The following is a 13,877-nucleotide window of genomic DNA, read 5'->3' on the forward strand; positions in this document are numbered from 1 at the left end:
GATATCGCGATGCAGATACCACGATATGAATATCACGGCGTAAATACACGATCCAGTGATCAGGGTATACATTGCACAGTACCCACAATACAACAACTACAGTACAACGATCATGCGCCGTAGCGACGCAGGCCGTCCAGATCAAGAATGGATACGGCGCCGTATTCCACTTGTAATAACTTTTCGCTTTCCAGTTTCTTGAGTGCCTGATTGGCGCGCTGGCGTGATACCCGGGCCAGATAACCCATTTCCTCCTGCGTAATGGCCAGCCGCTGTTTCAGGCCAGGATACAACAGGGGATTGAACAGTTCGGCCAGGCAGCGGGCAACGCGGGCATCGGCGTTGAGCAGCCGGTCATGTTCGGCGCGACCGATGAACTGTCCTACGCGTTCGTTCAGCATATCCAGCAGATAGCGGTTAAACGGAATGCTATTGTCCAGCAGCCACTCGAAGGTGCGGGATGGCAGTCTGGCCACATAGGAGTCGCGCAGCGCCACGACATCGTACTTGCGGCATTCTTTTTTCAGGATGCTGCCTTCACCCAGCCAGCCGCCGACCGGAATGCCTGTAAGGGAGGCTACCTTGCCGTCAGCATTACCTACCGAAATTCTAATCAGGCCATCCATGACGCCGATCCAGTGATCGGCCGTCTCGCCCTTGCGCGCAATAAGGGCACCGTTTCCGTAATGGGCAACAGTTACATCCTGCAGCACCCGTCGCTGGTGCTCGGGTGCCAGCAGATTGAACCACTGCGCGGCCTCTGGAGAAAAAGATGACATAGGACTTACCCTAGAAAATCATAGAATGTCGTGATGGCGACAGTTAGCTTACAATCAAACCGTTAACTTAGCAACACATTAAGTTTCCGGGGTGTTTCGCCAAGACGAGATATCCGGACCGGGACGGGCAAAACAAATAAATCAGGGCCCGAAGACACAGGCAAGGAGACAACATGCCGCAACAAGTAAATAGCACGAATGCCGCCATGCCGCAGACCTTTCCTGCGCTGTTGCAGCATCACGCAGCAGTCCGCGGAGCCCGACCGGCGCTCAGGGAAAAAGACCTGGGGATCTGGCAGACCTATACCTGGGGGCAGGTTGCCGCGCAAGTACAGCGCGTTGCCAACGGCTATCTGCAGTTCGGGGTGCAGCCGGGCGAACATATTGCCGTTGTCGGTGAGAACCGGCCAAGGCTGTATATGGCGATGATGGCTGCGCAGGCGGTTGGCGCGATTCCCGTTCCCATGTATCAGGACGCCGTTGCGCAGGAGATGGTTTATGTGCTCCAGGATGCGAGCGTACGGATTGTCGTTGCGGAAAACCAGGAACAGGTCGACAAAATGTTCGAAGTACGTGAACAGGTGCCCACGCTGGCGCATGTTATTTATGATGACCCGCGCGGCCTGCGCCATTACAGCGATCCGCAACTGATGTCCTGGGAAGCACTGCAGCAACTGGGCGACCAATACGCAACCGGTGCACCCACTGCCTACGCAGCTGCGGTAAACCGCGTACAACCAGATGACACTGCCGCGATGTTTTATACCTCGGGTACCACTGGCAAACCCAAGGGCGTGGTGCTCACGCATGCTGCCCTGATCGACCGGGCGCGAGTGATTCAGGAACTGGAAAATCTGACCGACAGGGAAGAGGTGCTGGCCTATCTGCCGCCGGCCTGGATCGGCCAGAATATGTTCTCCTATACGCAATTGCTGGTCACCGGCTTTACCGTGAACCATCCGGAATCGCCGGCGACCGTGGCGATTGATATGCACGATATCGGACCGACCTATTATTTTTCGCCGCCACGCATTCTTGAAGACCTGCTGACGCACGTGACCATTCGCATGGAAGACGCAGGCCGGTTCAAAAAATGGCTGTTCGATGTATGCATGAAGCTGGCTCATCGTGTGGGCGGGCGTATCCTGGATGGGGAGGCGGTCGGTACGCTGGATCGTATCAAGTATTCAATAGGTAATATTCTGATTTACGGACCATTGCGCAATGCGCTGGGTATGAACCGGGTGCGCGTGGCCTATACCGCCGGCGAAGCCATTGGTCCTGATCTGTTCCGCTTTTACCGTTCGATCGGCATCAATCTGAAGCAGCTCTACGGGTCCACCGAAACCTCGGTATTCGTTTGTGTTCAGAGCGACGGACAGGTATCGGCCGATACGGTCGGACCCCCCGTGGCCGGCGTCGAGCTGCGCATTGCGGACAGTGGTGAAGTGCAGGTCAAAAGCCCTGGCTTGTTCCGCGAGTACTATCGCAATCCGGAGTCTACGCGTGAATCGTTTACCGAAGATGGGTGGTATCACACTGGTGATGCCGGCATTGTGGATGCCCAGGGGCAACTGCGGATAATTGATCGCGCCAAGGACGTGGGGCGGTTAAGCGACGGACGTATGTTCGCGCCAAAATATGTGGAAAACAAGCTGAAATTCTTTCCATTTATCAAGGAAGCGGTGGCGTTTGGTGCCAATCGTGATTTTGTCACTGCCTTTGTCAATATCGATCTGGAAGCCGTGGCTAACTGGGCCGAGCGACGCAGCCTGGCTTATGCCGGCTACACCGACCTGGCCTCACGTCCGGAAGTATATGAATTGATCGCCGATTGTATCGGCAAGGTTAATGCAGATGTGGCACAGGACCCGCAGTTGTCGGGCCTGCAGATCCACCGCTTTTTGATTCTGCACAAGGAGCTGGATCCCGATGATGGTGAGCTGACGCGTACCCGCAAGGTGCGCCGCGCTTTCATCGCTGAACGCTATGGCGTGCTGATTGATGCGCTGTTTGCCGGTAAGCCGAGCCAGTACATCGAAACCGAAGTGAAATATGAAGATGGACGAACCGGGAAAATTGCCGCAGAGCTGAAAATTCACCCCGCTGTCGTTGTATCCGATACTCTGAAAAAGGCCGCATGAGCATGAGTGACGAACGTGACGCCAGAATTGGCAAAGTGATCCTTGATATGCAGAATATTTCGCTGCGGTTTGGCGGCGTCAAGGCACTGACCGACATTTCGTTCAATGTAAAGGAACACGAGATTCGTGCGATTATCGGGCCCAATGGGGCCGGTAAAAGCTCCATGCTCAATGTAATCAACGGGGTGTATGTGCCGCAGGACGGCGGCATAGAGTTCGATGGCAAACAGTTCGGCCGGATGACGTCACGTCGTGCAGCAGAGATGGGTGTGGCGCGCACCTTTCAGAACCTGGCGCTGTTCAAGGGAATGAGTGTGCTGGACAACATCATGACCGGACGCAATCTGCGCATGAAAAGCGGGCTGCTTTCGCAAGCCTTCCGCATATTCGGTGCGGAAAAAGAGGAAATCGCCCATCGCGAATTCGTCGAAAACATTATTGACTTCCTGGAAATCCAGGCCTATCGCAAAACCCCGGTCGGACGGCTGCCTTATGGTTTGCAAAAACGCGTGGACCTGGGTCGGGCACTTGCCATGGAGCCGCGCATGCTATTGCTGGACGAGCCAATGGCCGGCATGAATATCGAAGAAAAGCAGGATATGAGCCGCTTCATTCTGGATGTCAATGATGAATTCGGTACGACGATTGTGTTGATCGAACATGATATGGGCGTGGTGATGGATATTTCCGATCGGGTAGTGGTGCTCGACTACGGTAAAAAAATCGGCGATGGTACGCCGTCGGAAGTGCGCTCGAACGAAGATGTGATTCGGGCTTATTTGGGTGTGGAGCACTGATCATCATGGCTTACTTTCTTGAAACGCTTTTTGGTGGTCTGATGGGCGGCATGCTGTACGCGCTGGTCGGACTCGGGTTTGTGCTTATCTTCAAGGCATCGGGGGTGTTTAACTTCGCCCAGGGCGCCATGGTGCTGGTTGCCGCGTTGTCCATGGCACGGTTTTCCGTCTGGATTCCGCAATGGCTGGGATTTGAAAATCTGCTGCTGGCAAATATTCTGGCGTTCATTGTCAGTGCCGGCGTGATGGTGCTGATCGCCATTCTGGTGGAACGGCTGGTGCTGCGTCACCTGGTCAACCAGGAAGGCACGACGCTCTTGATGGCCACGCTGGGCATCAGTTATTTTCTGGACGGACTGGGACAGATTGTTTTCGGCAGCTCGGTTTACTCCATCAATGTCGGCATGCCCAAAGATCCGGCTTTCATTCTGGACTCGGTATTCGAAGGCGGCATCCTGATCAGCCTGGAAGACCTGACGGCTGCAGTGATCTCGGCAGTGCTGGTGGCGCTACTGGCGTTCTTTTTCCAGTACACGGCGACCGGGCGTGCCTTGCGTGCCGTGGCCGATGACCACCAGGCCGCGCAATCTATCGGCATTCCATTGAATCGTATCTGGGTCATTGTGTGGGTTGTTGCCGGTATTGTGGCACTGGTTGCCGGGATTATCTGGGGCTCGAAATTCGGCGTGCAGTTTACCCTGTCCACTGCCGCGCTGCGCGCATTGCCTGTTGTGATATTGGGTGGGCTCACATCCGTGCCTGGCGCCATTATCGGCGGCCTGATTATCGGTGTCGGCGAAAAGCTGTCTGAAGCCTATATCGGTCCGTTCATAGGCGGGGGGATCGAGATCTGGTTTGCCTATGTCCTGGCGCTGGTGTTCCTGCTGTTCCGTCCGCAGGGATTGTTCGGCGAAAAAATCATTGACCGCGTGTAAAAGGCAAGGGAATCCATATGTTTTATCGTGAAAACGGTCAGTTTAAAGTTAGTTACCGGCAGGATCAGCAGATTTTTCCGATCAGGCAGGATCGTATTTTTATCGGGCTGCTGCTGGTAGCGGCAATTGTGGTCGTGCCACTGCTGTCCTCCAATTATTTCCTGGGCGGAATCATGATTCCGTTCCTGATCCTGGCCATGGCGGCTATCGGCTTGAATATTCTGGTGGGCTATTGCGGTCAGATCTCGATGGGTACCGGCGCCTTCATGGCAGTGGGCGCCTATGCGGCATGGAACTTTGGGGTACGCTTTCCGGAGTTGCCGCTGATCTTTCAATTGTTGATGGGCGGTGTCTTTGCCACCCTGGTCGGCATTCTGTTCGGGATTCCCAGCTTGCGTATCCGCGGCCTGTATCTGGCGGTGGCCACGCTGGCAGCGCAGTTCTTTGTAGACTGGACCTTCCTTCGTATTCCGTTCTTTACCAATAACTCATCATCGGGCAGCGTGTCGGTGCCACGACTGGACTTTTTCGGTCTGCCGATACAAACGCCATTGCAAAAGTATTTGTTCGTTCTTGCGCTTGTGATTGTCATCGCCGTGCTTGCGAAAAACCTGGTGCGCGGCGCCATCGGTCGCGAATGGATGGCCATTCGCGATATGGATGTGGCCGCCTCTGTGATCGGGATCCGTCCCATGTATGCCAAGCTCAGCGCCTTTGCCGTCAGCTCGTTCATTGTGGGAATCGCCGGCGCGTTGTGGGGCTATATCCATCTGGGTTCCTGGGAGCCGTCTGCCTTCGATCTGAATCGTTCATTTCAATTGCTGTTCATGGTGATTATTGGCGGGCTCGGGTCCATCGTGGGCAGTTTTTTCGGGGCGGCCTTCATTGTCCTGGTGCCTATCGCGCTGAATCGGATTCCTGAAATGCTGGGGCTGTCGCTGGGTGTGGATACGGCGGCGCATATCGAGCATATGGTATTTGGCGCCTGATCGTGTTTTTCCTGATCGTCGAGCCGCACGGGTTGGCGCGCTTGTGGAGTATTGCGAAAGAAAAATTGCGGATATGGCCGTTTCCGCACTAGTGGTGTTCGGTTTGCTGTGCTGGATGTATTCAACAAATAAAACCTATCTGGATGAAAATCCAGAGGAGAGAGACATGAAATTGCAAATGAAACAATGGATAGCCGCACTGGGCGTTGCCGGTGTGCTGGGTACGCTGCCGCTACAGGTGCAGGCTGCTGATGAACAATTTATCCCGTTGCTGACCTATCGTACGGGTTCGTTCGCCCCGCTGGGTATTCCCTGGGCCGATGGCAAAATTGATTACCTCAAGCTGGTCAATGCCCGCGACGGCGGCATCAACGGTGTCAAAATTGCCTATGAAGAATGTGAAACGGCCTACGCGACAGACCGCGGCGTAGAGTGTTATGAGCGCTTGAAGGCTGCCCATGGTGGTGCCTCTGGTTTTGATTCGCAGTCTACCGGTATCACATTTGCGGTTTCCGACAAGGCGCCAAGAGATAAGGTGTCTATCGAAACGGTGGGCTATGGTTTGTCGCAATCTGCAGATGGCTCTGTTTTTGAGTGGAATTTCCCCTTGCTGGGCACCTACTGGACCGCAGCAGATGTGATGATTCAGGACATTGCCAAAAAAGAGGGAGGAGAAGACAAGCTCAAAGGCAAGAAAATCGCGCTTGTCTATCATGACTCGCCCTATGGCAAAGAGCCGATTCCGCTGCTCAAGGCGCGCGCCGAAGCCAACGGCTTTGAACTGCAGCTTTATCCGGTAACCGCGCCAGGCGTTGAACAGAAATCCACCTGGCTGCAAATCCGCCAGAAACGGCCCGATTACGTATTGCTGTGGAGCGCGGGCATCATGACCCCGACGGCCATTCGTGAGGCGCAGTCTACGGGCTATGCGCGCGACAAGATGTATGCCATCTGGTGGGCCGGCTCCGAAGGTGACGTGAAAGATCTGGGCCAGGTGGCCAAGGGATACAACGCCATTACGATTCACAATACCGGTGAAGCCAAGGGCAAGGTATACGACGATCTGAAAACGCATGTGTTCGACAAGGGTGAAGGCTCCAGCAAGAATACCCTGGGCACCATCGCTTACACGCGTGGCCTGGTTATTTCCATGTTGCAGGTTGAAGCCATTCGCACTGCCCAGGAAAAATACGGCAAGGGCAAGCATATGACGTCCGAACAGGTGCGCTGGGGTTTCGAAAACCTGAACCTGACCGAAGCGCGCTTGAAGGAAATCGGCTTTGACCAGATTATCAAACCGTTCAAGACCTCTTGCGCCAATCACGTTGGTGAAGACTGGGCGCGGATCGTTCAATGGGATGGCAGCAAGTTTGTTCCGGCTTCCGATCTGTATCAGGCTGACCAGAAATATGTGGGACCGCTGGTCAAGGCTGAAGCCGAAAAATATGCTCAGTCTAAGAAAGTCACTCCTCGTGACTGCAGTAAGGCTTCTTCCTGAGGGATGAGGCACGTCCACCCCCGGCGCGGTACGGTGCCGGGGGATGGGCAACCCATCAGACAGCACATAGCAGGATACCAATATGCAAACCACGCCAACTGCAACAGACACTGCCGCCAAGCCGGAACCTGAACGGCTTCTGCTGAACGTCAACGGCATTGAAGTGATCTATAACCACGTTATTCTTGTACTGCGCGGCGTTTCGCTGGTGGTGCCGGAAGGCAAGATTGTCGCGCTGCTTGGCGCTAACGGCGCCGGCAAGACGACGACGCTGCGTGCCGTATCGAACCTGCTTAAAAGCGAGCGCGGCGACGTGACCAAAGGGACGATTCATTACCAGGACGAACGTGTTGACAGCATGACACCGGCAGATTTGGTCAAACGCGGAGTAATCCAGGTCATGGAAGGCCGCCATTGTTTCGGCCACCTGACCATCGAGGAAAACCTGCTGACCGGCGCCTATACGCGCAAGGTGAGCAAGGGGGACATTGAGGCATCGCTGGATCGGGTGTATCAGTATTTTCCCAGGCTCAAGCAGCGCCGCACCAGCCAGGCCGGCTATACCTCGGGCGGCGAACAGCAGATGGCCGCTATCGGGCGGGCCTGATGGCCGACCCTAAAATGATTCTGCTGGATGAACCCTCCATGGGGCTGGCGCCACAGATTGTCGAGGAAATTTTCGAAATCGTACGTGACCTCAATACCCGTGAACGGGTGAGCTTTTTGCTGGCCGAGCAAAACACCAACATCGCGCTGCGTTATGCCGACTATGGCTATATCCTGGAAAGCGGACGTGTGATGATGGATGGCACGGCGCAGGAACTGGCCAGCAACGATGATGTGAAAGAATTTTATCTGGGTATTGAAAGCGGTGATCGGAAAAACTTTCGTGACACCAAATTTTATCGCCGCCGCAAGCGCTGGCTGGCTTAGGAGCAAAGAATGACTGAGTATTTCGATGCTCTGGAAGTGCGTGATCAGGCGCAGCGTGAGGCCGAGCTGTTTGCTGCCTTGCCTGCAGCGCTGGCTGCAGCACGCGAGCGTGCACCTGCAATTGCCACGCAGTTGCAGGACGTGCAGGTGGATCGCATCACCAGTCGCCAGGCGCTGGCCGCTATTCCAGTATTACGTAAATCCGAGCTACTCAAGCGGCAGCATGCACAACGCACGCAGGTCGGTGAAAACCACGTCCAGGCAGGCGCTGGGGCCGGCACTGTCGTGCAGCGCGTCTTTGGCGGCTTTTCAACAATTGGCTGGGGCGATGCGGCGCGCGTTTTTGCCTCGCCGGGTCCCATTTATGAACCCGAGAGCAAACGGGCCGATTACTGGCGTTTTGGCCGCGCACTCTATGCGGCAGGCTTTCGTGCCAACACGCTGTTGTACAACTGCTTCTCGTATCATTTCACCCCTGCCGGTTCCATGTTTGAAACCGCCGGGCTGGCTATCGGCTGCACGGTCTTTCCGGGCGGGGTGGGTCAGACTGAGATGCAGGTCGCAACCATCCACGATTTGCAGCCCGAGGGCTATGCAGGCACACCCAGTTTTCTAAAACTGATTCTGGAGAAGGCCGACGAAATGCAGGTCGCATTGCCATCGTTAAAGCGCGCACTGTTTTCCGGTGAGGCCTTTCCGCCATCGTTGCAGACCTGGTTCGCAGCACGCGGGATCCATGGCTACCAGGCCTATGGCACCGCCGATTTGGGCCTGATCGCCTATGAGTCCGAAGCGCGGGACGGGCTGATCATTGGCGAGGATATTGTGCTGGAAATTGTACGACCCGGCACCAATGAGCCTGTGCCCGAGGGCGAGGTAGGGGAGATTGTGGTGACCACCCTCAATCCCGATTATCCGCTACTGCGCTTTGGCACCGGAGACCTGTCGGCAATCATGCCAGGCATTCTGCCTGCGGTCGTACCAACAAGCGGATTCGCGGCTGGATGGGGCGTGCCGACCAGACGACCAAGGTGCGGGGCATGTTTGTGCACCCAGAGCAAGTGGCCAGGGTCGTGGCCCGCTTTGACCAGGTCAACAAGGCCAGGCTGGTTGTTTCCGGTGAAACCGGGCGCGATGACATGACCCTGTTTGTGGAAGTGGACGGCACGCCCGCCGCGGGCCTGCAGGAAAAACTGGGCAATGTGGTCCGGGAGGAAACCAAGCTGCGCGCCGCCATCGTCTTTGTCGGGGTTGGCGAGCTGGCCAATGACGGCAAGGTCATTGAAGATAGCCGCTCTTACGAATAAAAAAGCAAGTGGCTGCGGTTTTCAGAAGGGCGGGTTCTGCAGCCCCTGCAACAGGGTCTGTTCAAAGTCGCTTGCAGGACTGCCCAGTAACTCTATCACCGAGGTGGTTTTTTCGGGCAGATAGCGTACCGGGCTGTGCAGCGCCGCTTCAAAACGGTTCGCCATGTCGGTCAGCTCGGTGCTGTTGGCATTGACCAGAATCACTGCGTGCGACAGCAGCGAAAAAGTAGGGGTGGTTGCCGTTTTATTGCGACGCCAGTATTGGGCCGTACCGGCGATTTTTTTACCGCCAACAGCCAGATTGAACCGGCCGTCACAGAACGAGCCTTGCACCGGCTGGGGCGCGGCATGAATGCCGTATGCAGCCAGCGTGCGGGCAACGAGCTCACATAAGCCAAGATAATGCGCTTCGACCTGTTGCAACGGATAATTGGCCTGGACCGGGTAGGCCAGATGTAAATTGATCACGCCGGCCGCCTGGGGCACCACACCGCCGCCTGAGAGGCGCACATCGACGGGCAGGCCCGCTGCGGCCAACTGTCTGCCAGCCGCGTCAAACAGCGGGTTACGTTGATAACTGCGCGGTACGCTGATCCCCGGGCTGGCCTGGTGAATGACCGCAAGGCGCTGTCCCTGCTGATCGACCCGGTCCAGCAACTGCATTTCGCTGTTGCGACGACTTTGCCCGACTTCAAAAATGGCACCGGGCGGCAGGACAAAAAAGGGCATATTCATGTTAGCTGTCAGTCCTGTCGCGGGGGAGGTTGGCCCATGCTAAGGGCGGGATGGGCCAACGGGCCATGGGCAAACACCGGCCGGTGGCGACGGTTTGCCGGGGAAATGGAAAAATTGGGGCGATTAAATTTGGTGATTCGCGCCGGGTGATTGCCACTAGGCGAGGGCGATTGGCGCGTATGTGATTCAGGCAGGTCCAGGCAGGCCTGCGATTGGGGGCTGCGGCGGCCTTTGCTGGTGTGCATCCGGCCGTTCCTGCTCAATCAGGCCTCGGCCTGTTCCTTGGCTTGCTTTTTCAGCTTGGTCTTGATGCGATTTTGCTTTAAGGGCGACAGATATTCAACAAATACTTTGCCCAGCAGGTGATCCAATTCGTGCTGCACGCATACGGCCAACAGGCCCTCTGCGTCAAATTCATAGGTTTCACCCTGCTCGTTGAGCGCACGCACGCGAATGCTGGCTGAGCGCTCCACCTTGTCGTAAACACCGGGCACCGACAGGCAGCCTTCTTCATACACCTGTTTATCGTCGCTTTTCCAGATAATTTCAGGGTTGATGAGCGTCAGCAGGTCGTCGCCTTCTTCGGAGACATCAATGACCACCACGCGCTCATGCACGTTGACCTGGGTCGCAGCCAGCCCAACGCCGGGCGCAGCATACATGGTTTCAGCCATGTCGCGGACAAGCTGGCGAATGCGGTCATCCACCTGGGCTACCGGTTTTGCTACCGTATGCAGCCGGGGATCGGGAAATTGAAGAATAGGTAAGAGTGCCATGGCCAATATTATAATTGAAATCGATGCTGCTTGGGGTTCTCAGCCCGTCGGGCGCCTCTGGCGCAGCGGGTCAAATTGCATGATGAATCGGATTCCTGGGAATGCCGCAGAAAAATCATCATTCTCTTGCGGCTATATTCCTATAATAGGGTGTTTTCTTACAAATTCAAGCGGATGGATATGGCAATGTCAGATGAAGAGCAGTACGCGTGGATTCGTCTCACGCTGGAACCCGGGATAGGCCCGGTCACTGCCCGCCATCTGCTGGTTGCTTTCGGGCTGCCCCAGGATATTTTCGGCGCCTCGGTTGCGGCGCTGATGAAGGTGGTGCCCCAGAAACAGGCCCTGCAACTGGCCGCACCGGTCGATCCTGTCACCCATACCCTGATTGAACGCACTTTCGACTGGCTGGCCCGCCCCGGCCATCACATCGTGACGCTGGCCGATGAACTGTATCCTGCCCGGTTGCTGGATACGGCCGATCCGCCGTCCCTGCTTTATGTGGACGGCGACCCGCAGGCGCTGTCCTGGCCCGTACTTGCCATGGTGGGCGCGCGTTCGGCGACGGTCGGCGGTACGGACAATGCCTTCGCTTTCGCACGACATCTGGCCGATGCCGGCTGGACCATCGCCAGCGGCCTGGCGCAGGGCATTGACGCGGCCGCTCACGAGGGGGCATTGGCCAGCGGGGCGACACCAGCCACCATTGCTGTCATGGGAACGGGTATCAATCGCGTCTATCCCGCAGCCAACAAGGGGCTGGCCATGCGGATCCGGGAGCAGGGGGCGCTGGTCAGCGAGTTGCCGCTGGATACCGCGGCGGTGGTGCACCAGTTTCCCCGGCGCAACCGGATTGTCGCCGGGCTCTCGCTTGGCGTACTGGTGGTTGAAGCCGCGCAACGCAGCGGCTCGCTGATTACCGCGCGTCTGGCCGGGGAAAACGGACGCGAGGTATTTGCCATCCCGGGTTCTATTCATTCCCCACTGTCACGTGGCTGCCATGCGCTGATCCGGCAGGGCGCCAAATTGGTGGAAACGGCCGAAGACATTCTGGAAGAGCTTGCGCGCAGCGGTTCGGCACCCAAGGCGGGCGCCAGCCTGGGCCGTGAGACGGGGCGGCAGCGGCAATCGGAATCAAAGCTAGCGGGCAACCCCCCGAGGCCGGACACATCCGTCACGCCTGTCATGTCTGTAGCGCACCGGGAGGCGCCATCGCGTGGTGCGCGCAGCACGCCGGCCGTGGCCACAGGCGCCAGCAATGCAGCGCAGCAGGAGCTACTGGAGAAGATGGGGTTTGACCCGGTTTCCATGGATTTGCTGCTGGTCAGGCTTGACACGACAGTGGGTGCGCTGGCGGGCTTGCTGACCGAACTGGAAATGGCCGGTAAAATCTTGCGGCTGCCCGACGGACGCTATTTGCAGCGGGTGAATCACTTACAATAATCTACGCTATTCTTGTCCAAGCCCAAAGGAGCATTTAATGAGCACCAAGTTCAAAGTTCTGATTATCATCGGCAGTCTTCGTGAAAAATCCTATAACGCCGCGATCGCCCGGCAGCTGGCTGACCTGGCACCGGATAATCTGGAACTGGTGTACGCTCCTTCCATTGGCACGCTGCCTCACTATAACCAGGATGTGCAGGATGCCGGCTTTCCCAAGGAAGTCCAGGCGTTTGCCGACGCCATTGTGGCGGCCGATGGCCTGATCTTTGTGACGCCCGAATATAACTATTCGGTGCCCGGTGTGCTCAAAAACGCGATCGACTGGGTATCACGCCTGCGTCCATTGCCGTTCGACAACAAGGTGGGCTCAATCATTTCGGCTTCGGGCGGTGCCATTGGCGGGGCCAGAATGCAGTATCACCTGCGCCAGATCCTGGTTGCGATGAATATACATCTGGTCAATCGGCCCGAGATCATGGTCGGCACAGTACAAAACAAGACCGACGGCGAAGGCGGCAACATTACCGACGAAACCACGCTCACCTTCATCGGCAATCACCTCAAAGAACTGGCTCGCATGCTCGAGCTGCATCATCAAAAACAGAATCAAGCCTGATCGGAGATAGTCATGGCAATTGCGCAACGCGTAAAAGTGGTGGAAGTGGGGCCTCGCGATGGCCTGCAGAATGAAAAGCAATTTGTTCCAACCGACATTAAAGTGGAGCTGATCAATCGCCTGTCGGCTGCCGGTTTTCAGAATGTGGAAGCGGCCTCGTTCGTGTCGCCCAAGTGGGTGCCGCAAATGGCCGATGGCGCAGAGGTCATGGCTGCCATCGAGCGCCGACCCGGCACCATTTACTCCGTTCTTACGCCGAATCTGAAAGGGTTCGAAGGGGCGCTTGCCGCCGGCGCCGACGAGGTAGTGATTTTTGGCGCAGCCAGTGAATCTTTTTCTCAGCGCAATATCAATTGCTCCATTGCCGAATCCATTGCGCGTTTCGAGCCGGTGGCTAATGCGGCCAAAGAGGCCGGCCTGCGCGTGCGTGCGAGCATCAGCTGCGCGCTGGGCTGTCCGTACGAGGGCGAGATCGCGCCGGCTGCGGTGGCCGATGTGGTCAAGCGCATGCTGGCACTGGGTTGTAATGAAATTGATATTGCAGACACGATTGGGGTGGGCACGCCGCGCAAGGTGACGGCGGTGATGAACGCCGTATCAGCGGTGGCCGATCCTGCCATGTTGTCTGCGCATTTTCACGATACCTATGGGATGGCGCTGGCCAATATCCTGGCCGCGCTCGAAGCGGGGATTGCCATTGTGCATTCGTCTGCAGCAGGTCTGGGCGGCTGTCCCTATGCCAAGGGCGCGACTGGCAACGTCGCCACCGAAGATGTGCTGTATATGCTGCATGGCATGGACATTGAAACTGGCATTGACCTGGATCAGGTCATCAGCACCGGCCAGTGGATCTCTGATTACCTGCAGCGCGCCAATTCCAGTCGTGCCGGCAAGGCCATTATTACCAAACGGCAGGCGGCGTAAG

Annotated in this window: 10 protein-coding genes and 3 pseudogenes; 10 read left to right on the forward strand and 3 right to left on the reverse strand. The window is 56.8% G+C overall.

Annotated elements, in window-relative coordinates; all coding sequences use genetic code 11:
* Window positions 1-110: 110 nt before the first annotated feature.
* On the reverse strand, window positions 111-779 hold the full coding sequence (locus TKWG_RS03690) for a Crp/Fnr family transcriptional regulator (protein ID WP_014749530.1): 669 nt from the start codon (window positions 777-779) through the stop codon (window positions 111-113).
* A gap of 173 nt (window positions 780-952) precedes the next feature.
* Here TKWG_RS03690 and TKWG_RS03695 point away from each other — a divergent pair, with 173 nt between their 5' ends.
* From TKWG_RS03695 to TKWG_RS03725, 7 genes and pseudogenes are all read left to right on the forward strand, one after another.
* On the forward strand, window positions 953-2,923 hold the full coding sequence (locus TKWG_RS03695; RefSeq protein ID WP_014749531.1) for an AMP-dependent synthetase/ligase: 1,971 nt from the start codon (window positions 953-955) through the stop codon (window positions 2,921-2,923).
* Window positions 2,920-3,720 (forward strand): ABC transporter ATP-binding protein, encoded by an 801-nt coding sequence (locus tag TKWG_RS03700; RefSeq protein ID WP_014749532.1) that lies wholly within the window; start codon window positions 2,920-2,922, stop codon window positions 3,718-3,720. The genes TKWG_RS03695 and TKWG_RS03700 overlap by 4 nt, the downstream gene beginning before the upstream one ends.
* 5 nt (window positions 3,721-3,725) lie before the next feature.
* Window positions 3,726-4,655, forward strand: a complete 930-nt coding sequence (locus tag TKWG_RS03705) for a branched-chain amino acid ABC transporter permease (RefSeq protein ID WP_014749533.1) — start codon at window positions 3,726-3,728, stop codon at window positions 4,653-4,655.
* 17 nt (window positions 4,656-4,672) lie between these two features.
* Window positions 4,673-5,736 (forward strand): annotated as a pseudogene (locus TKWG_RS03710) (branched-chain amino acid ABC transporter permease).
* Window positions 5,737-5,810: 74 nt separating this feature from the next.
* Window positions 5,811-7,142 (forward strand): ABC transporter substrate-binding protein, encoded by a 1,332-nt coding sequence (locus TKWG_RS03715; protein ID WP_041709827.1) that lies wholly within the window; start codon window positions 5,811-5,813, stop codon window positions 7,140-7,142.
* A gap of 82 nt (window positions 7,143-7,224) precedes the next feature.
* Window positions 7,225-8,075, forward strand: a pseudogene (locus tag TKWG_RS03720) (ABC transporter ATP-binding protein).
* Window positions 8,076-8,084: 9 nt separating this feature from the next.
* Window positions 8,085-9,382, forward strand: a pseudogene (locus tag TKWG_RS03725) (phenylacetate--CoA ligase family protein).
* Window positions 9,383-9,403: 21 nt separating this feature from the next.
* Here TKWG_RS03725 and TKWG_RS03730 read toward each other — a convergent pair.
* Both TKWG_RS03730 and def read right to left on the reverse strand, forming a co-directional pair.
* Window positions 9,404-10,117, reverse strand: coding sequence for a lipoyl protein ligase domain-containing protein (locus TKWG_RS03730; protein WP_014749538.1), 714 nt, complete (start codon window positions 10,115-10,117; stop codon window positions 9,404-9,406).
* Between the two features lie 263 nt (window positions 10,118-10,380).
* Window positions 10,381-10,893, reverse strand: coding sequence for a peptide deformylase (gene def / locus TKWG_RS03740; RefSeq protein ID WP_014749540.1), 513 nt, complete (start codon window positions 10,891-10,893; stop codon window positions 10,381-10,383).
* Window positions 10,894-11,067: 174 nt separating this feature from the next.
* On the opposite strand from def, the gene dprA reads away from it, so the two are divergent.
* From dprA to TKWG_RS03755, 3 genes are read left to right on the forward strand one after another with little or no spacing between them, the layout of a single operon-like run.
* On the forward strand, window positions 11,068-12,336 hold the full coding sequence (gene dprA, locus TKWG_RS03745) for a DNA-processing protein DprA (protein WP_041709829.1): 1,269 nt from the start codon (window positions 11,068-11,070) through the stop codon (window positions 12,334-12,336).
* Window positions 12,337-12,373: 37 nt separating this feature from the next.
* Window positions 12,374-12,952 (forward strand): NADPH-dependent FMN reductase, encoded by a 579-nt coding sequence (locus TKWG_RS03750; RefSeq protein ID WP_014749542.1) that lies wholly within the window; start codon window positions 12,374-12,376, stop codon window positions 12,950-12,952.
* 12 nt (window positions 12,953-12,964) lie between these two features.
* A complete protein-coding gene (locus TKWG_RS03755) occupies window positions 12,965-13,876 on the forward strand; it encodes a hydroxymethylglutaryl-CoA lyase (RefSeq protein WP_014749543.1) in 912 nt (303 codons plus the stop codon).
* Window position 13,877: the final 1 nt, after the last annotated feature.

The sequence above is a fragment of the Advenella kashmirensis WT001 genome (genome assembly GCF_000219915.2).
Classification (GTDB): Bacteria; Pseudomonadota; Gammaproteobacteria; order Burkholderiales; family Burkholderiaceae_B; genus Advenella; species Advenella kashmirensis.